Origin of the sequence: Williamsia sp. 1135 (assembly GCF_002095395.1) — a bacterium.
GTDB lineage: Bacteria > Actinomycetota > Actinomycetes > Mycobacteriales > Mycobacteriaceae > Williamsia.
Genome location: NZ_MJEI01000046.1, coordinates 1 through 18,189, shown reverse-complemented (window position 1 = coordinate 18,189; position 18,189 = coordinate 1). Strand labels below are relative to the sequence as shown.

Sequence of the window (18,189 nt, the reverse complement as noted above, 5' to 3'; positions counted from 1 at the left end):
GTTTATGTTGCTCCTTAGAAAGGAGGTGATCCAGCCGCACCTTCCGGTACGGCTACCTTGTTACGACTTCGTCCCAATCGCCAATCCCACCTTCGACGGCTCCCTCCCACAAGGGGTTGGGCCACCGGCTTCGGGTGTTACCAACTTTCATGACGTGACGGGCGGTGTGTACAAGGCCCGGGAACGTATTCACCGCAGCGTTGCTGATCTGCGATTACTAGCGACTCCGACTTCACGGGGTCGAGTTGCAGACCCCGATCCGAACTGAGACCGGCTTTAAGGGATTCGCTCCACCTCACGGTATCGCAGCCCTCTGTACCGGCCATTGTAGCATGTGTGAAGCCCTGGACATAAGGGGCATGATGACTTGACGTCATCCCCACCTTCCTCCGAGTTGACCCCGGCAGTCTCTCACGAGTCCCCGCCATTACGCGCTGGCAACATAAGATAAGGGTTGCGCTCGTTGCGGGACTTAACCCAACATCTCACGACACGAGCTGACGACAGCCATGCACCACCTGTACACCAACCACAAGGGGGGCCATATCTCTATGGCTTTCTAGTGTATGTCAAACCCAGGTAAGGTTCTTCGCGTTGCATCGAATTAATCCACATGCTCCGCCGCTTGTGCGGGCCCCCGTCAATTCCTTTGAGTTTTAGCCTTGCGGCCGTACTCCCCAGGCGGGGTACTTAATGCGTTAGCTACGGCACGGATCCCGTGAAAAGGAACCCACACCTAGTACCCACCGTTTACAGCGTGGACTACCAGGGTATCTAATCCTGTTCGCTACCCACGCTTTCGTTCCTCAGCGTCAGTTACTACCCAGAGACCCGCCTTCGCCACCGGTGTTCCTCCTGATATCTGCGCATTTCACCGCTACACCAGGAATTCCAGTCTCCCCTGTAGTACTCAAGTCTGCCCGTATCGCCCGCACGCTTGGAGTTAAGCCCCAAGTTTTCACGAACGACGCGACAAACCGCCTACGAACTCTTTACGCCCAGTAATTCCGGACAACGCTCGCACCCTACGTATTACCGCGGCTGCTGGCACGTAGTTGGCCGGTGCTTCTTCTCCAGGTACCGTCACTCACGCTTCGTCCCTGGTGAAAGAGGTTTACAACCCGAAGGCCGTCATCCCTCACGCGGCGTCGCTGCATCAGGCTTGCGCCCATTGTGCAATATTCCCCACTGCTGCCTCCCGTAGGAGTCTGGGCCGTGTCTCAGTCCCAGTGTGGCCGGTCGCCCTCTCAGGCCGGCTACCCGTCGTCGCCTTGGTAGGCCATTACCCCACCAACAAGCTGATAGGCCGCGGGCCCATCCCAAACCGCCGGAGCTTTCCACCACAAAACATGCATTCCGTGGTCATATTCGGTATTAGACCCAGTTTCCCAGGCTTATCCCAAAGTTTGGGGCAGATCACCCACGTGTTACTCACCCGTTCGCCACTAATCCACCAGCAAGCTGGCTTCATCGTTCGACTTGCATGTGTTAAGCACGCCGCCAGCGTTCGTCCTGAGCCAGGATCAAACTCTCCATGAAAACCTTCCAAAAACCATCCCCCAAAAAGGGAGACGCTTTTCAAAAAAATATGTCCTGAAGAGATTCCAAAATCCCAACCAAACAAAAACTGACACCACCACAGGACTCAAAACCTGCGATGGGATCAAAAATAAAATATCTAACTAATGCCGGCACCACAACCATCACCAACCAAACCCCCCACAAAGGAAGTTTCGTCACCGTGACAGAAGCAGCACCTAAATGGCACTAACAATCCATCGACACACTATCGAGTTCTCAAAGAACACACTCGCCCCGACTTCGACACGCACTTCACGTAGCGCGCCATCCCGGAGGAGCTATGTATTATCTTGCTTAGAAGTCCTACTCCAAACCCAGTTTGGCGCAGGTCTCCCAACCTACCAGCCTTGAAACCTGCTCGCAACATTCCGTTTCCGGTCTGTTGGCTGAAGTCTGTCGACCTTCGGCCACCCACGACGATACGCTCCACACTGAAGTGGACTCGTTTCCATCCTGGGCGATCAACGTTGTTCCTTCAGGAAACTTCCTGTCGGTGTTAGGGCCGCTCCGGACTCTCGCTCCCCGGCGCCTCACTCGCTGACTTGAAGAAAGTTACGGGACCACCGTGCCAGGAGTCAAATCGCCAGGTCAGGGGCTTGCGGACTGCGCGTCACGTTCGAACTCACCCGATCCGAGCGCCGGCGAGGTTCTTTTTGCCTCGACGCACGACCAACCACGCACCGTGGAGCAGGTCGGTGCCGGCAGGCTGCCAGTCTTCTGCGGTGACTTTCTGGTTGTTCACGTATGCACCACCTTCGCCGACCGTGCGACGCGCAGCCTTGTTGCTCTCAGACAGTCCGGTGCCCACGAGAAGCTCGACGATCGTGGGTGTCGAGCCAGCATCGAACTGGGCCACGGTGGTTTCTGACAGCGCTGCTGCGAGGGTTCCCTCGTCCAGGTCGGTGAGTTCGGCGCGACCGAACAAAGCCTGACTCGCGACCTGTACCGCATCGGTATTCGCCTGGCCGTGGACCAAGGTCGTCATCTCGGCGGCGAGACGTCGCTGCGCCTCCCGCAGATGAGGGGTCTCCGCCGTCACCCGCTCGAGTTCGTCGATCTCCTCGCGGCCCAGGAACGTGAACCACTTGAGGTACCTGATGACATCAGCGTCAGCGGTGTTCAGAAAGTACTGGTACCAGGCGTAAGGGGTTGTCTTCTCCGGATCGAGCCACAGACTGCCACCACCCGTCGACTTGCCGAACTTCTTTCCATCCGCAGCGGTCACCAGGGGCACCGTCATAGCGTGCACCGAATCACCGACGACACGCCTGGTCAGATCTACGCCGGCGATGATGTTCCCCCACTGGTCCGATCCGCCGATCTGCAACGCACAGTCGTACTCGCGGTGCAACTGCACGTAGTCGTTCGCCTGCAGGAGCATGTAGCTGAACTCGGTGTAGCTGATGCCGTCGCTCTCGAGGCGACGACGAACGGTGTCCCGCGCGAGCATCGTGTTCACCGAGAAGTGCTTGCCGACATCGCGTAGGAAGTCGACCACCGAGAGTTTGCCTGTCCAATCCAGATTGTTGACTACCACGGCCCCAGTAGGACTCTCGTCGAAGTCGACAAAACGCTCCAATTGGAGCCGAATTTTCTCGGCGGAATCGGCCACCGTCTCGGCGGTCTGCATGACCCGCTCCCCCACGTCCCGCGGATCGCCGATCATGCCGGTGGCTCCGCCGGCGAGGACGATCGGACGATGTCCGGCCCGCTGGAAGCGGCGCAATGTGAGCAGCGGGACAAGATGACCTGCGTGAAGGCTCGGTGCGGTGGGGTCGAATCCCGCATACAACGTCGTGCGGTCGGCGAGCACTTTGCGCAGCTCGTCGAGGTCGGTGCTCTGGGCGATGAGTCCACGCCACGTCAGTTCGTCGAGGATTGCTGAGGGCTGGTCAGGATTCGCTGCGGTCACGACCCCGATCTTCCCCCATCGACACGCGGCACCGAAAGCCGGAGGGCACCGATCGGATCGGCGCGCCGGTACTTGGACACAGCCGAACTACGCCCGTCCCATAGCCGCCACGGTTGGTCCTGCGCCGAACTGACCCCAACCCTGGGTCCGGACTTCACCGCGGACGCCGGGATGCGCGGCCCACGAAACAGTCGAACCGGAGAATCGGGTTGGCTCACATCCGAACCGTTGAATTCTCGGGTGATGCCCATCGCGGATCCCACATTGCCTGGGCCGCAGGCGTATTGAGATTCTTTGCGTGCGGTCGGACGCCTCGCGGACATGAGGTCGTGTCCGGCCACTATCTCACCCGCACGCATCAGCACCCCGCCGCACTGACCAGCTGGTCCGTACGAGATGTTGCCGCACCAGTGGATCCCGTAGGACCGGTACACGTAGAGGTGACCGGCGCTGCCATACATCACCCGGTTGCGATCGGTCGGGCCCCGATATCCGTGAGATGCGGGGTCGGGGAACGGACTATCAGGCGAGCCACCGTAGGCCTCGACTTCCACGATGCGCATCCGGGCGGTCCCGTCAGGGCCGTCGACCTCCAACAGCGACCCGAGAAGTCGCCGCGCCGCCTGCAACGGGGTGGCGGTGGACAAGCGGACGACGTCGAAAGGGACGAGATCAGCCAAGATCAGTCCGGGACAGGTCCGGTGGTCGCGGTGGCGCGAGCGAGCAGTGCCTCGTGTTCGTCGGCGTCGACGTCGCGGGCGTCATCGATCAGGAGCGCCGGGATGCCGTCATCGATCGGGTACGAGCGACGCAATCGAGGGTTGTACATCTCCTCGTCGCCGATCACCAGCAGCGGACCATGGTCCTGCGGGCACGCCAGCAACGTCAGCAACAGAGGGCTCAAACCGGCTTCGTGTGACACGGCATCAACCGTACCCGGCTCCGCCATGGTGTAACTCGGAGCCATCAGTGAATCAGGGAATCAGGGGAGCTCGGCTATCAGAGGAGCTCGGTTACGGCACCGACGACCGTGGCGCCGGGTTCCCACCCGAACTCAGTCGCGATCGCCCTGGTCAATCGGCGATACCGGCCATCGTCATCGCGGAACCAGACGCCTGCGCCCGCCGCAGGTATCCCTGCCTCGCGCATCGACTCGGCCCGGGGACGATACGAGTTCGTCACCTCGATCTTGTCGAGGACTCGGATGATGTGCGGTCGTTGTGCGGGCGTCAACCCGGCGAGGGCAAGGCGCAGCGACGACCCGGTGGGCGATCCGGTGCCTTCCTGTTTCGAGACGGCCGCGATGGCCAACTGGTTACCTGGCTCCCCCACCTTGTAGACAACCGCATGTTTCACCTGGATCAGGCGCGACAATCCGTCGATGATCGGCTGCGGGTACACGTAGCCATCCCTCGAGATGACAATGCCACTGGTGTGACCCATGAACCAGAAATCGCCGTCGGCGTCCCGCTTGAACATGTGCTCGGACAGCTGCCAGCGGTCACCGATATTGAATACGTCGCGCAGGACGGTCGCGCCTACTTCGTACTGCTGCCCCGCCTTCGACATCATCACCCCGACCTCGTCGACACGCGCTTCCCGCACGAAGCCGTTGGTATCGGTGATCAACCGTCCCTCGCTGAGGTCGAAGGCAGCGATCGCGACATCGTTGACGCCGGGCACGGGTCGACCGGCAGAACCGACCTTCGTACCGGTCACGTTGGCCAGGATCGCGGACCCGTCGCCGGTGGCGAAGAACTCCAGTACCCGTGCCCTCGGGAACCGCTCGACGAGATCATCCCAGAGACCGGTTGGCATACCGGAACCCATGAACAATCTGATCGGGTTGTGCACGCCGATCGCCAGATCGTCGGAATTGATGACGTCCTGGAGCATCGACCAGGTGTACGAGACGACCGTGATGCCGTAACGGTAGACCTCCGCGGCGAAACGTTCCGGATCGATCTCGCCCGACAGCGCGATCCGCGCACCTCCGGCGACGGTACCGCCGAGCGCAGTGAGAAGGCCGGAGGCATGATGAAGCGGCGTAAGGCAGTACACGGTGTCGCTGCCACTGAGCGCCGCAGCAGACGCCGCGCCGAAGGCCGACAATGCCCACCGGTGATTCGTCACCGGCCACTTCTCCAGCGTGCCACCGTTTTTGCTGAACAGGACAAATGCCAGATCGCCGGCCCGACCTGGATCGGGCCGGTACCACGACGGCACCTCGACGGCGTCGGGATCGATCTGTTCCATGTCGATGATGCGTTCACCGTCTGCCTGCGCCAGGGTGCGGGAGTCGCCCGCGCCGCCGCCGAGCACCAGGACACGATCCGCGATTGCGGCCGAGGCGTCGAGGTTGGCGGGGTCGGCTACCACCAGCGAGCAATCACCAAGGCGCAGCGACTGTTTGAGATCGTTCCCCGGTGAGAGCATCACCGCCACCGCACCGAGCCGCGACAGAGCCGCGATCGCCACCAGGGCACTTGGCCTGGTGGCCATCAACACGCCTACGTGCTGACCCGGGCGCACCCCGCACGAGATGAGGCCACGCACCACATTGTCGATACGGTCGTTCACCTGACGATGGCTCAGTACCCGATCCTCGAAGAGGAACAGCTCCTGCTGACCGTGCTTGCGCGCGTTCTCGTTCATCAGCTTGCCGAGTGAGATCGTGGTCCGGGACTGCAGTTGCCCCAGCCGGACGAGCCTGGGAAGTACGCGCGCGGATTCACGGAAGACAGCGTCGGTGGTGCGGGTGACCGAGCGCGCCGCCCCGACGATGTCGCGGCCCGCTTCCGCACCGACGCCCGCAGCAGACCCGAGACCGTGCGCCAATCGCGATGACAAACTCACACCGGTCTGGCCGCTGCGGTCGCTGTCGTCGTGCATCTTCTCGATGGCCTCGGGCTGCGGCCCGGTACCGTCGTGCCAGCGAATCCACTCCGCGGTGGTCGGCCAGGTCCGGGTTCCCGCGGTCGAGCCGACCACCAGTCCGAAATGTCCGACCGGCAGCGAAGATTCGTACACCTGAGCCAGTGGCGCGGCCCGCAGGATCCCGCGAACGGCGACTGGTTGGCCGATGTCATCTGCTTCGCCGAGGAAGGCCAGCACCGGGCTGGTGACCTCGGCCAGCGTGACCACCTGATCCCCGATGACGAACCCGCCGCCGACCATCCGGTTGTGCACGACGAACTGCCGCAACAGTTCGGCCACCGCCGGGCCGGACCAGGCGACCCAGCCGTCGACCTCGATGAACCGTCGCGAATCCTCGCGCGGGAGCAGAGCTTCGCGATCGTGCAACTGCCGCAGGAAGTCGATCCTGCTGCGCGCCGCCTTGACCGGGTCGACAAGCTGGAAACCGGTGCGCGCCAGCCAGCCGGGAATCGCGAGGCGGTTGAAGACATTGTCGGCGAGGAACTGCGCACCCGGCGATACCAAGGCTGCGGGCAGACCCAGTGGCAGCGCCCCGAGCACGTCGACGGGGCTGCCGTAGGTGATCACACTGGCAATGCCCTTGGATCGCCGAAACGCCGCCGTCTGATAGCAGAACATTCCGCCCTGGGAGTACCCGGCGAGATGGACATCTCGGCCGGTGACCTCGCGCACGCTGTCGATGACCTCGCTGATCGACACGATGTGATCGGCGAGCGTTCGGTCCATCCCGCCATCGACCTTGTCGGGTGACCCGAAGTCCACCACCCACGGGTCGAGCCCGGCGTTGTGCAGGATCGTCACTGCCCCGTTGTCAGCGGTGACGTCGTACACGTTGGCCGACACCATCATCGGTGGCACGAGCACGACCGGCGGTCCATCGGCGGCATCGTCGGGGAAGTACCGGCGCAACCGGTACATCGGGACCGTTTCCTCGACCCGGAAGGGGGCCGGTTTGGTGCCGGTTTCGAGACTGCCGTACCGGATGACCTCCAGTCCGTTCTGAGCCGTGGCTACAACACGATCAAGGGATTCCTTGATGTTGGGAAGGCCGCGCACAAACACCCCTCACGAACGACGAACTACCTGGACGGTGACTGGCGTCACACTCTACCCCCGTGCCCGCGACCGGAATGCCCGGCAGCCGACTAGAACTGCCGATGCATTGCGGCCGACTCCGCAAGCCTATGCAATTGTTCGGCAACCCGGGTCCCCGCCGTACCACCGCGGGCGTCACGAGATGCGATCGAGCCCCCTACCGTGAGGACCTCCCGCACCGCAGGTGTGAGCGCCGGATGGATGTCGGCGAACTGCTGATCGGTGAGATCTGGCAGTCCGACCCCGTTTTTCTCGGCGACCTGGACGCACGCGCCGGCGACCTCGTGTGCCACCCGGAACGGAACGCCCGCCCGCACCAGCCACTCCGCGATGTCGGTGGCCAGGGTGAACCCTGCGGGGGCGAGCTCGGCCATCCGCTCCTCGTGGAACGTGAGCGTCCGGATCAGTCCGGCGATCGCGGGCAGCAACAGCAACAGCTGCGTGACCGAATCGAAGACCGGCTCCTTGTCTTCCTGGAGGTCCCGGTTGTAAGCCAGTGGCTGCGCCTTGAGCGTCGCGAGCAAACCCGTCAGGTTGCCGATCAGTCGGCCGGACTTTCCCCGGGTCAGTTCCGAGACATCGGGATTTTTCTTCTGCGGCATGATCGAACTACCCGTCGACCATTCGTCCGCCAGCGTGATATATCTGAACTCCGGTGTGCTCCAAAGGATCACCTCTTCGGCCATCCTGGACAGGTCCACCCCGATGAGCGCGAACACAAATGCTGCCTCCGCCGCGAAATCCCGTGACGACGTGGCATCGATCGAGTTGTCCGCCGCCGAGTCGAACCCGAGATCGGCAGCGATCGCCTCCGGGTCCAGGCCCAGCGAGGAACCGGCCAGTGCACCCGACCCATATGGCGACACCGCGGCGCGCTTGTCGAAGTCCTTGAGCCGCTGCACATCGCGGATCAACGGATGTGCATGAGCCAGGAGGTGGTGCGCCAGCAGCACCGGCTGCGCGGCCTGCAGGTGGGTCTTACCTGGCATCACCGCGTCAGGATGCGCGCTCGCCTGGTCGATCAGCGCGTCGACCACGTCGAGAACGCCCGCCGCCACCTGCCGCACCGCGTCCCGGAGCCACATCCGAAACAGGGTCGCCACCTGGTCATTTCGAGAGCGGCCCGCCCGCAGGCGGCCCCCGACCTCAGCGCCGACACGCTCGATCAGACCACGTTCGAGCGCACCGTGCACGTCCTCGTCGCTCTCGGCCGGGCCGAACGCGCCCGAGCGGACATCGGCGGCGAGGCGATTCAGCCCGTCCTGCATCGTCGCCAGATCGTCGTCCGACAGCAGCCCCGCCTTGTGCAGGATCTTCGCGTGGGCCTGGGAGGCACGCACGTCGTACGGCGCGAGCACCCAGTCGAAGTGGGTGGACTTGCTCAGAGCCGCCATCGCGTCGGCAGGCCCCGAGGCGAATCGACCGCCCCAGAGCGAGCCCTCGTTGGTGGCGGATCCTTCGTTCGACGAGGACTGCGACACTAGGCCAGGTCCCGCTTCGCCGAGATCTTCGACGACAGACCGTGCAGGTGCACGAAGCCCTTGGCAGCGGACTGGTCGAACGTGTCGCCCTCGTCGTAGGTCGCGAGGTTGAAGTCGTACAGCGACTCCGGGCTACGCCGGCCGGTGACCGCGATGTGCCCGCCGTGCAGGTTGAGCCGGATGTCGCCGGTCACGTGCTGCTGGGTGTGGTCGACGAATGCTTCCAACGACGCCTTCAGCGGCGAGAACCAGAGGCCGTCGTACACGAGCTCGGCCCACTTCTGGTCGGTGTGGCGCTTGTAGCGTCCGAGTTCACGCTCGAGGGTGACGTGCTCGAGTTCCTCGTGGGCTCGGATCAGCACCATGGCGCCGGGGGCCTCGTAGATCTCGCGGCTCTTGATACCGACGAGGCGGTCCTCGACGACGTCGAGGCGTCCGACACCGTGCGCACCCGCGCGCCGGTTGAGCTCGACGATCGCTTCGAGAACGCTGACCGGACGTCCGTCGATGGCGATCGGGCGGCCCTTGTCGAAGCTGATGATGACCTCGTCCGGGGCCTGCCAGTTGATCGTGGGATCTTCGGTGTAGGAGTAGACGTCCTTGGTCGGCGCATTCCACAGATCTTCGAGGAAGCCGGTTTCCACCGCGCGGCCCCACACGTTCTGGTCGATCGAGAACGGCGACTTCTTCGAGACGTTGATCGGGATCGCGTTCTCTTCGGCGAAGTTGATCGCCTTCTCCCTGGTCCAGGCGTAGTCGCGGACCGGGGCGATGACCTCGAGTTCGGGCGCCAGCGAGCCGAATCCGACCTCGAACCTGACCTGATCGTTGCCCTTGCCGGTGCAGCCGTGGGCGACGACGGTGCCGCCGTGATCGCGAGCAGCGGTCACCAGGTGCTTGGCGATCAGGGGCCGCGATATCGCCGACACGAGGGGGTACCGGTCCATGTAGAGCGCGTTGCTCGTGATCGCCGGCAGGCAGTACTCGTCCGCGAACTCGTCACGGGCGTCGACGACCACGGATTCGACGGCGCCACAGTCGATGGCCCGTTGGCGGACCACCTCCATGTCCTCGCCACCCTGACCGAGGTCGATGGCCACGGCCACCACCTCCTTGCCGGTCTCTTTACCGATCCAGCTGATGGCCACCGAGGTGTCCAGGCCGCCCGAGTACGCGAGGATTACGCGCTCCGCCATGAGGGGGTCACTCCTTGTTTCTATTCGTTGTACTACTGCAAGAGTCTTGATGATCTGGAAAGTCTTCGTTTAACGGTCAGAATCTCATGCCAGCGCCTCGAGCCTGACGGCAAGGTCCGCACCCGTCACCGGTTCGCGTGCCAATACGAACAGGGTGTCGTCGCCCGCGATCGTGCCGACGACATCCGGCAGGCTGGCCCGGTCCAGCGCGCTCGCCAGATAGTGCGCGGCGCCCGGTGGTGTGCGTAGAACAGCCATCGAACCGCTCGAGTCGACGGAGACGAGCAGCTCGGTGAGCAGCCGGGACAGCCTGTCGGTTCCCCCGGTCACCCCACGCACCGGAGAACCGTCCTCCGGGATGACGTAGATACCCGTGCCACCGTCGGGCCCGCGCAGTTTGACCGCACCCAGCTCGTCGAGATCGCGGGACAGGGTCGCCTGGGTGGCTTCCACCCCGTCGTCGGCCAGAAGTCCCTGAAGCTGCGTCTGGCTGTGCACCTGCCGGCCGGCCAGCAACGCGATGATCCGAGCCTGACGTCCGGCCCTGGTGGTCACTGTTGTTCCAGAAGCCAGATGAGGATCGCCTTCTGCGCGTGCAACCGGTTCTCCGCCTCGTCGTAGACCACACTGCGCGGCCCGTCGAGGACCTCGTCGGTGATCTCCTCACCGCGGTGGGCCGGCAGGCAATGCATGACGATGGCCTTGGGATCAGCGAGCGCAACCAACTCCGCGTTTATCTGGTACGGCCGGAACGGCGCCACGCGATCCTTGCCGTCGTCCTCCTGCCCCATCGACGTCCACGTGTCGGTGACCAGCACATCGGCGCCCGCAGCGGCCGCCCGGGGATCGCCGATGATCTCGACGCTGCCTCCGGTCGACACCGCTCGGTCCTGCGCATACCCGACGAAGACGTCGTCGGGCGTGAACCCCTCAGGCGCACTGACCCGGACATGCATCCCGGCGTTGACCCCACCGAGCATCAGCGAGTGCGCCATGTTGTTGGCCCCGTCGCCGAGATATGTCAGGGTCAGGCCCTTGATCGCACCCTTGTGCTCGGCGATGGTCTGCAGATCCGCGAGCACCTGGCACGGATGAAAGTCGTCGGAGAGCGCGTTGACGACCGGGATGGTGGCGGCCGACGACATTTCTTCGAGCCGGTCCTGACCGTAGGTCCGCCAGACCACTGCCTCCACGTACCGGGAGAGCACCCGGCCGGTGTCGGCGAGCGTTTCTTCTCGCCCGAGCTGGGTGGCCTTGCCGTCGACGACGACCGCGTGCCCGCCGAGCTGGGCGATACCCACCTCGAACGAGAATCGGGTCCGCGTCGAGTTCTTGTCGAAGATGACACCGACGCCTTTGGGTCCGGCAAGCGGCTTGTGCGCGAACGGGTCTCGCTTGCACTCTGCCGCCAGCTCGAGAACCCGGGTGAGTTCGCCGGGCGACAAATCGTCGTCACGAAGAAAATGGCGTGTCATGAGGAGGCCTGCTTCGCGGCGTCGAGGATGGTGGGCAGCGCCTGGACGAATCCGTTCGCCTGTTCCTCGGTGAGGATCAGCGGCGGCGCCAGCCGCAGGACATCGGGTCCGGGCGCGTTGATGAGAAAGCCCCGGTCGCGGGCCGCGGCTTCGGTTGCGGCCGCGATCGGTTCGGTCAGGACGATCCCGAGTAGCAAACCCGATCCTCTGGTGTGCGAGATCAGTGGATGATCGAGATCGTCGATCGCGGACGTGATGTGTTTGCCCAACGTGGCCGCGTGATCAGCCAGTCCCAGCGTGTCAACCTGTTCGATCACCGCGAGCGCCGCCGCGGCACACACCGGATTGCCTCCGAACGTCGTGCCGTGTTGCCCCGGTTGGAGTAGATCAGCCGCCGCACCGGTGGCCAGCACGGCACCGATCGGCAACCCACCGCCGAGGCCTTTGGCCAGGGTCATCACGTCAGGGGTGATACCTGCGGCCTGATGGGCATAAAACGTTCCGGTACGAGCGATTCCGGTCTGCACCTCATCGAGGATGAACAGCGCTCCGTGGGCGGTGGTGAGCCTGCGGACTGCGGCGAGGTAGTCGGCAGGTGGGGTGACCACGCCGCTCTCGCCCAAGATCGGTTCGAGGATCACCGCAGCGGTCTGCGGACCGATCACGGCAGCCATCGCATCGATGTCACCGTAGGGAACGTGCCGTACGCCGGCAGGCATCGGTTCGAATGGCGCCCGTTTCGCGGGCTGCCCGGTCAGCGCCAGGGCGCCCATCGTCCGCCCGTGGAATGCCAGTTCGGTGGCGATGATCTCCGGCCGTCCGGTCAGTCGCGCGATCTTGAAGGCCGCCTCGTTGGCCTCGGTCCCGGAGTTGCAGAAGAACGCCTTACCCGGCACGCCCCACCGCGACAACAAGGCCTCGGCGAGTTCGACGGCAGGTTCGTTGAGGTAGAGGTTCGAGGTGTGCCCGAGCGTTGCCAGCTGCCGGGTGACCGCGTCGATGATCGCCTGGTTGCCATGGCCGAGGATGTTCACGGCGATCCCGCCGAGCAGATCGAGGTATTCGCGCCCGTCGGCACCCGTCAACACCGCACCGGAACCCGAGCGCAACGCAACCTTGGGGGTGCCGTAATTGTTCATGAGCGACGACGTCCACCGCTCCTGCATGGCGGTCGTCGGGTCTGTCGGGTTGGTCATGATTTGTCCTCGATCGGTGGTTTCTCGCCGTATGCCCCAGGGATCACGCGATCCTCATCGGGCACGACCATGGTTCCGTTGCCTTCGGTGGTGAAGAGCTCGAGCAGTGTCGAATGCGGTGTGCGGCCGTCGATCACGTGAGCTCGACGTACACCCCCGGCGACAGCTCGCAGGCACGCCTCCATCTTGGGCACCATGCCGGCGTCGAGTCCGGGCAACAGCTGCGCCAGTGCGGTGGCACCGATCTCGGAGACAAGCGACCCGCGGTCCGGCCAGTCGGTGTACAGCCCTTCGACGTCGGTGAGCATCACGAGCTTCTCGGCACCGAGAGCCTGCGCCAGAGCTGCAGCCGCGGTATCTGCGTTGATGTTGTGGACGACGCCGTCGGCGTCGGGTGCGATGGTCGACACGACCGGGATACGGCCGGCGGCGATGAGATCGGTGACCGCGGCGGGATTCACAGTGGTGACGTCGCCGACCAGTCCGATGTCGGTGGCCTCACCGTCGACGAGTACCGAACGCCGGGTGGCGGTGAACAGGTGTGCATCCTCGCCCGAGATGCCGACCGCGTAAGGGCCGTGCGCATTGATGAGTCCGACGAGTTCGCGCCCGACCTGACCGAAGAGCACCATGCGGACGACGTCCATCACCTCGGGTGTCGTCACGCGGAAGCCCCCGCGGAACTCACCGGTCATGTCGAGGCGTTTGAGCATCGCAGAAATCTGCGGACCGCCTCCGTGTACGACCACCGGATGAATCCCACACGTGCGCAAGAAGACCATGTCCTCGGCGAAAGCGGCTTTGAGTTGGTCGTCGATCATGGCGTTGCCACCGTATTTGACGACGATCACCTTGCCGGAGAAGCGTTTCAGCCACGGTAACGCCTCGGCCAGCACGTGCGCTTTGTCGAGCGCCGTCAGCAGTGTCGAGTCGCTCATGACGAGTAGGCCGAGTTCTCTTCGACATACGCATGGGACAGGTCCGTGGTCCGGATGAACGCCGTGCCGGAGCCGATGCCGAGATCGACAGTGAGGTCGATGTCGATGCCCGACAGGTCCGCCTCCCGGGCCCCCGGCACACCCATGCCGTTCTCGCAGACCGGATAGCCGTTGAACCGCACAGAGATCCGGTCGGGGTCGAGTTCGACCGGGGCCATACCGACTGCGGCGAGGACCCGGCCCCAGTTGGGATCGGAGCCGAACAGTGCCGTCTTGACCAGGCTGTCACGCGCGACTGTCCGTGCCGCTGCGAGCGCATCGGTGTCCGAGGTCGCACCGGTCACGGTCACCACGACGCGTTTGGTCACGCCCTCGGCGTCGGCCTGCAGCTGTGTGGCCAGGTCATCGCACACCAGCCGGACGGCTTCGTTGAGTTCGTCCTGACTGGGGGTGACCTCACTGGCGCCCGAACTCAGCAACAGAACAGTGTCGTTGGTCGAGCAGGAGCCGTCGACGTCGAGCCGGTCGAAGGTCAGTGAGGTCGCGGCGCGCAGGGCTTCGTCGAGTTGCTCCGCGGTCACGGCAGCGTCGGTGGTGATGACGCTCAGCATCGTTGCGAGCGACGGCGCCAACATCCCTGCACCCTTGGCCATCCCACCGACGTTCCATCCAGCGGTGTGGTGGAATGCCGACTGCTTCGGCACGGTGTCCGTCGTCATGATCGCGTGCGCCGCGTCGGTGCCGCCTGACATCCCGCCGCCCATCTCGTGGACGATCTCGGTCACGCCGGTGAGCACTTTGTCCATGGGAAGGCGATCGCCGATCAAACCTGTCGAACAGACGGCGACTTCGAGTGCGCCGGTTTCGGTGCCCCAATCGCTGATGGCAGCCGCGAGGGCTTCGGCCGTGGCATGGGTGTCCTGGAATCCACCGGGTCCGGTGCAGGCGTTCGCGCCGCCGGAGTTCAGTACCACCGCGCGCAGGCGCCCGGTGGTCAGCACCTGCTGGCTCCACAGCACGGGAGCGGCCTTCACCTTGTTGGCGGTGAACACTCCTGCAGCGGCGTATTCCGGTCCCTCGTTGAACACCAGTGCCAGGTCAGCTTTTCCGCTCGCCTTGATGCCGGCCTTGATGCCGGCGGCCCGGAACCCCAGTGGTGCGGTGACGCCCTGCAGATGCGTCATCCGGTGTCCACCTGCGACCTCGCGCCAATTGCCTGCCAGGTCTACGTTCTGCTCGCTCATGGCGCCACTCCCACAGTGCTCAGGCCCTCGGTTTCTCCCCAGCCCAGCGCCAGGTTCATCGACTGCACGGCGCCGCCGCCCGTGCCCTTCGTCAGGTTGTCCATCGCACCCACTGCGATCAGGGTCCCGGAACGTTCGTCCACGGCAACGCTGAGCTGAATCGCGTTGGACCCGATCACTGATCCGGTGGCGGGCAACCGGCCTTCGGGAAGCAGGGTCACGAAAGGCTCATCGGCATAGGCCTTTTCATAGACGGCGCGAGCTTCTGCCGTGCTCACTGTGGTCGGCGCGGTACACGTCGCGAGAATTCCGCGGGCCATCGGCGCCAGGACCGGGGTGAACGACACATTGACGGGGTTGTTCGCCACCGCCGAGAGGTTCTGGATGATCTCCGGCGTGTGCCGGTGCATGCCCCCGACCCCGTACGCCCGGGCCGAACCGATCACCTCTGCCGCGAGCAGATCCACCTTCGGAGACCTGCCTGCACCCGATGCGCCGCTGACGGCGACGATGGTGACCTGGGGATTGACGATGCCCGCGGCCACCGCGGGAAGCAGCGCGAGGGTGCTGACCGTCGGATAGCAACCCGGAACCGCGATCCGCGCCGCGCCGGCGAGAACCTCCCGGTTCCCCGGCAGCTCGGGCAGGCCATATGGCCACGTTCCGGCGTGGTTCCCGCCGTAGTACCTCTCCCACTCCGCCGAGTCCTGGAGACGGAAGTCTGCACCGCAGTCGATCACCAGGGTGGCAGGCGGCAAGGCATCGGCCACCGGCCCGGAGCTACCGTGGGGCAGACCGAGGAAGACGACGTCGTGTCCGGCGAGGATGTCGGTCGTCGTCTCCTCGAGTTCCCTGTCCGCGAGCGGGAGCAGGTGGGGGTGATGGGACCCGAGCAGAGACCCGGCGTTGGACCCGGCGGTCAGGGCCCCGATTCGCAACTCGCCTGAGGCGAACTTGGGGTGACCGAGCAGCAGGCGGAGAATTTCCCCACCCGCATACCCGCTGGCGCCGGCGACTGCCACAGACACGATCATGTGATTCATTATGCACCTGAGCGCAACTTAATTCATCAGGGGGTTCCCCGCAGTGCTGCGAGGATCAATCACCTGACAAGTCGGACGAGAGATCGCGAGCCTGTACCCCCTCGGGGATCTCGACTTCGGTGACCAGTTCGGGCCGGTCGTCGAACTCGAGGCGCAATGCCCGGCAGATCGTCGCATGCATGTCGTACAGACACGTGATGTAGGTCAACTCCAGAACTTCGGGATCGGTCAGGTGGGCCCGCAACACGTCTACGACCTGATCGGGCACCCGACCGCCGTCGTAGACGAGCCCGTCCGTGTAGGCGAGGACCGCCCGCTCGAGGACAGAGAAGCAGTCCGCGATCTGCCAGTGCGGAACCGCCGCGATCTTCTCTTCGGCGATCCCGAGAGATCGCATCTGTTTGCAGTGCTGAGAGAAGACGAACTGGCTACCCCGGGCGTACCCGGCACGACTCTGACCCAGTTCGCGCAAGTGCGGGTCCAGCGTCGCGTCCCGATAGAGGGCAAAGCCCTTCACCGCATGTCTGAACACATCCGGCGACTGGGCAAACACCGTCCACCAGTCACCGGGCGTCCCGTGGACGGTGCCGTGGTCGACGGCCGGGTCCTTGTCGGGACCGAAGAGTCGGTCGTAGAAGAACAAGATCTTCTCGTCGACGACTTCGTCGCGAGGTATCTCACGCAAGCGGGGCACGGTGGCTCCTTTCAGGAATGGTCACAACTGGCCGGCGACGCGGCGATCCGCGGCGGTCTTGGGTTCATGCGAGACGTCTGCGTCGGTGAATTCCTTGGTCCAGCAGGCGAACTCCAGAAGGACCCCATCGGGGTCCTGGAAGTAGAACGACCGGACGAAAGTGCCCGCGTGCACGTGGCGACTGGCACCGATCGCACTGTCGTCGTGGTTCAGGATTCGGCTGACGTTCAGGCCTTCAGCTTTGACCTGGCTGTAATACTCGTCGAACTTCTCCTGCGGGACGGCGAAGGCGACATGGTTCATCGACCCCACGGCACTGGCCAGTTCGCCCTCATCGGGCAGCCCCTTGGGCGCAGCGACGCCCGGCGCCGCGTCCGGCGAGTCGGCCAGCCAGAAGAACGCGATCGTGTTGCCTCCGCCGCAATCGAAGAAGAAATGCTGGCCCAGGTCACCGGGCAGCTCGATCGTCTTTACGAGCGGCATGCCCAGCGTTCCCGAGTAGAAGTCGATGGTGCGCTTCATGTCCGAGCACACCAGTGCCAGGTGATTGATGCCGCCGAGCTGATATTTCGAGTTCGAGGTGCTCATACGAGTCCTTCCGACGCGGTGGGATTGCTCACGTGAGCTGTCCCAAACATGACTTGACAGTCATGTCACCTATTGCGAGAGTTTGTCTGTGACCAAGTCGGCTGTCAACCCCCCGTCCGGCCCCGCAACCGTCGAGTCGCTGACGCCACGGGGCCGCAAGACGCGCGACTCGCTGATCGACGCCGCGAGGACGGTGTTCGAGACCGTCGGATTCCTCGACACGCGCGTAGAACAGATCGCGCAAGAGGCGAATGTCTCGTACGGCACCTTCTACCGCTACTTCGAGTCGAAGGAAGAGATCTTCCGAGAATTGAGTACTCGGCTGTTCGAAGACGTGCATCACCGAGAGCCATCGGACTCGACAGGCTCCCCTGCCGAGAAGCTGATCGCCTCCAATCGCGCCTACTACGAGGCCTACCGACGTAACGCCCCCCTGATGGCAATCGTCGAACAGGTCGCGACCTTCAATGAGGACTTCCGCCTCCTGCGCCAGGAGCACCGCCGTCAACTGACCGACCGCACCGCGCGCGCCATCGACCGATGGCAACGAGATGGCAGGGTCAGAGCCGATCTCGACCCGGTCCTGGCAGCCCGCGCCATGGCGGCAATGGTCGATCACACCCTGTACCTCTGGCTTGTCCAAGGCGACACGGCCGACGCCGAAGCCCTCCTCGACACCCTCGACAGCATGTGCCTCGGCGCGCTCGGACTCGACAAGGCCTGAACCCCCGCAGATTTCTTCGGCGGAGGGAGTGTCCGATTAACGGTGGATCCGACCTTGGTGTCGGTTAGTTACCGTTTGGGGTGAT

Annotated in this window: 15 protein-coding genes and 1 rRNA gene; 1 reads left to right on the top strand and 15 read right to left on the bottom strand. The window is 64.1% G+C overall.

Going from position 1 to position 18,189, the window contains the following annotated elements; all coding sequences use genetic code 11:
* Positions 1-18: 18 nt before the first annotated feature.
* The 15 genes from BFL43_RS01530 to BFL43_RS01460 form a co-directional block, all read right to left on the bottom strand.
* A 16S ribosomal RNA gene (locus tag BFL43_RS01530) occupies positions 19-1,539 on the bottom strand.
* A 664-nt stretch (positions 1,540-2,203) separates the two neighbouring features.
* Positions 2,204-3,493 carry a tyrosine--tRNA ligase gene (gene tyrS / locus BFL43_RS01525; RefSeq protein ID WP_084890098.1) on the bottom strand — a complete coding sequence of 430 codons (1,290 nt, stop codon included), beginning with the start codon at positions 3,491-3,493 and terminating at the stop codon, positions 2,204-2,206.
* Positions 3,490-4,173, bottom strand: a complete 684-nt coding sequence (locus tag BFL43_RS01520) for a DNA-3-methyladenine glycosylase (RefSeq protein ID WP_143695013.1) — start codon at positions 4,171-4,173, stop codon at positions 3,490-3,492. Before BFL43_RS01520 ends, tyrS begins: the two co-directional genes overlap by 4 nt.
* Positions 4,174-4,175: 2 nt before the next feature.
* Positions 4,176-4,442, bottom strand: a complete 267-nt coding sequence (locus BFL43_RS01515) for a Trm112 family protein (protein WP_084890107.1) — start codon at positions 4,440-4,442, stop codon at positions 4,176-4,178.
* Positions 4,443-4,492: 50 nt separating this feature from the next.
* Positions 4,493-7,486, bottom strand: coding sequence for an AMP-binding protein (locus BFL43_RS01510; RefSeq protein ID WP_084890105.1), 2,994 nt, complete (start codon positions 7,484-7,486; stop codon positions 4,493-4,495).
* An 89-nt stretch (positions 7,487-7,575) separates the two neighbouring features.
* Positions 7,576-9,006 (bottom strand): argininosuccinate lyase, encoded by a 1,431-nt coding sequence (gene argH / locus BFL43_RS01505; RefSeq protein WP_084890096.1) that lies wholly within the window; start codon positions 9,004-9,006, stop codon positions 7,576-7,578.
* Positions 9,006-10,202 carry an argininosuccinate synthase gene (locus BFL43_RS01500; protein ID WP_084890094.1) on the bottom strand — a complete coding sequence of 399 codons (1,197 nt, stop codon included), beginning with the start codon at positions 10,200-10,202 and terminating at the stop codon, positions 9,006-9,008. The genes argH and BFL43_RS01500 overlap by 1 nt, the downstream gene beginning before the upstream one ends.
* An 84-nt stretch (positions 10,203-10,286) precedes the next feature.
* Positions 10,287-10,757, bottom strand: a complete 471-nt coding sequence (locus tag BFL43_RS01495; RefSeq protein ID WP_143695012.1) for an arginine repressor — start codon at positions 10,755-10,757, stop codon at positions 10,287-10,289.
* Complete coding sequence (gene argF / locus BFL43_RS01490) at positions 10,754-11,677, bottom strand: ornithine carbamoyltransferase (RefSeq protein ID WP_084890089.1); 924 nt, start codon at positions 11,675-11,677, stop codon at positions 10,754-10,756. Before argF ends, BFL43_RS01495 begins: the two co-directional genes overlap by 4 nt.
* The gene (locus BFL43_RS01485) at positions 11,674-12,873 is read right to left on the bottom strand and encodes an acetylornithine transaminase (RefSeq protein ID WP_084890087.1); all 1,200 of its coding nucleotides are present in this window, start codon (positions 12,871-12,873) and stop codon (positions 11,674-11,676) included. Before BFL43_RS01485 ends, argF begins: the two co-directional genes overlap by 4 nt.
* Entirely contained in the window at positions 12,870-13,811 is a 942-nt protein-coding gene (gene argB, locus BFL43_RS01480) for an acetylglutamate kinase (protein WP_084890084.1), read from the bottom strand. The genes BFL43_RS01485 and argB overlap by 4 nt, the downstream gene beginning before the upstream one ends.
* Positions 13,808-14,995, bottom strand: coding sequence for a bifunctional glutamate N-acetyltransferase/amino-acid acetyltransferase ArgJ (gene argJ / locus BFL43_RS01475; RefSeq protein ID WP_084890102.1), 1,188 nt, complete (start codon positions 14,993-14,995; stop codon positions 13,808-13,810). The genes argB and argJ overlap by 4 nt, the downstream gene beginning before the upstream one ends.
* Before the next feature lie 56 nt (positions 14,996-15,051).
* Positions 15,052-16,089, bottom strand: a complete 1,038-nt coding sequence (argC, locus tag BFL43_RS01470; protein WP_084890100.1) for an N-acetyl-gamma-glutamyl-phosphate reductase — start codon at positions 16,087-16,089, stop codon at positions 15,052-15,054.
* Positions 16,090-16,153: 64 nt separating this feature from the next.
* Positions 16,154-16,792, bottom strand: coding sequence for a carboxymuconolactone decarboxylase family protein (locus BFL43_RS01465; protein WP_084890082.1), 639 nt, complete (start codon positions 16,790-16,792; stop codon positions 16,154-16,156).
* Between the two features lie 21 nt (positions 16,793-16,813).
* On the bottom strand, positions 16,814-17,380 hold the full coding sequence (locus tag BFL43_RS01460; protein ID WP_084890080.1) for a VOC family protein: 567 nt from the start codon (positions 17,378-17,380) through the stop codon (positions 16,814-16,816).
* A gap of 88 nt (positions 17,381-17,468) precedes the next feature.
* On the opposite strand from BFL43_RS01460, the gene BFL43_RS01455 reads away from it, so the two are divergent.
* Positions 17,469-18,104 carry a TetR/AcrR family transcriptional regulator gene (locus BFL43_RS01455; protein WP_084890077.1) on the top strand — a complete coding sequence of 212 codons (636 nt, stop codon included), beginning with the start codon at positions 17,469-17,471 and terminating at the stop codon, positions 18,102-18,104.
* Positions 18,105-18,189 lie beyond the last annotated feature (85 nt).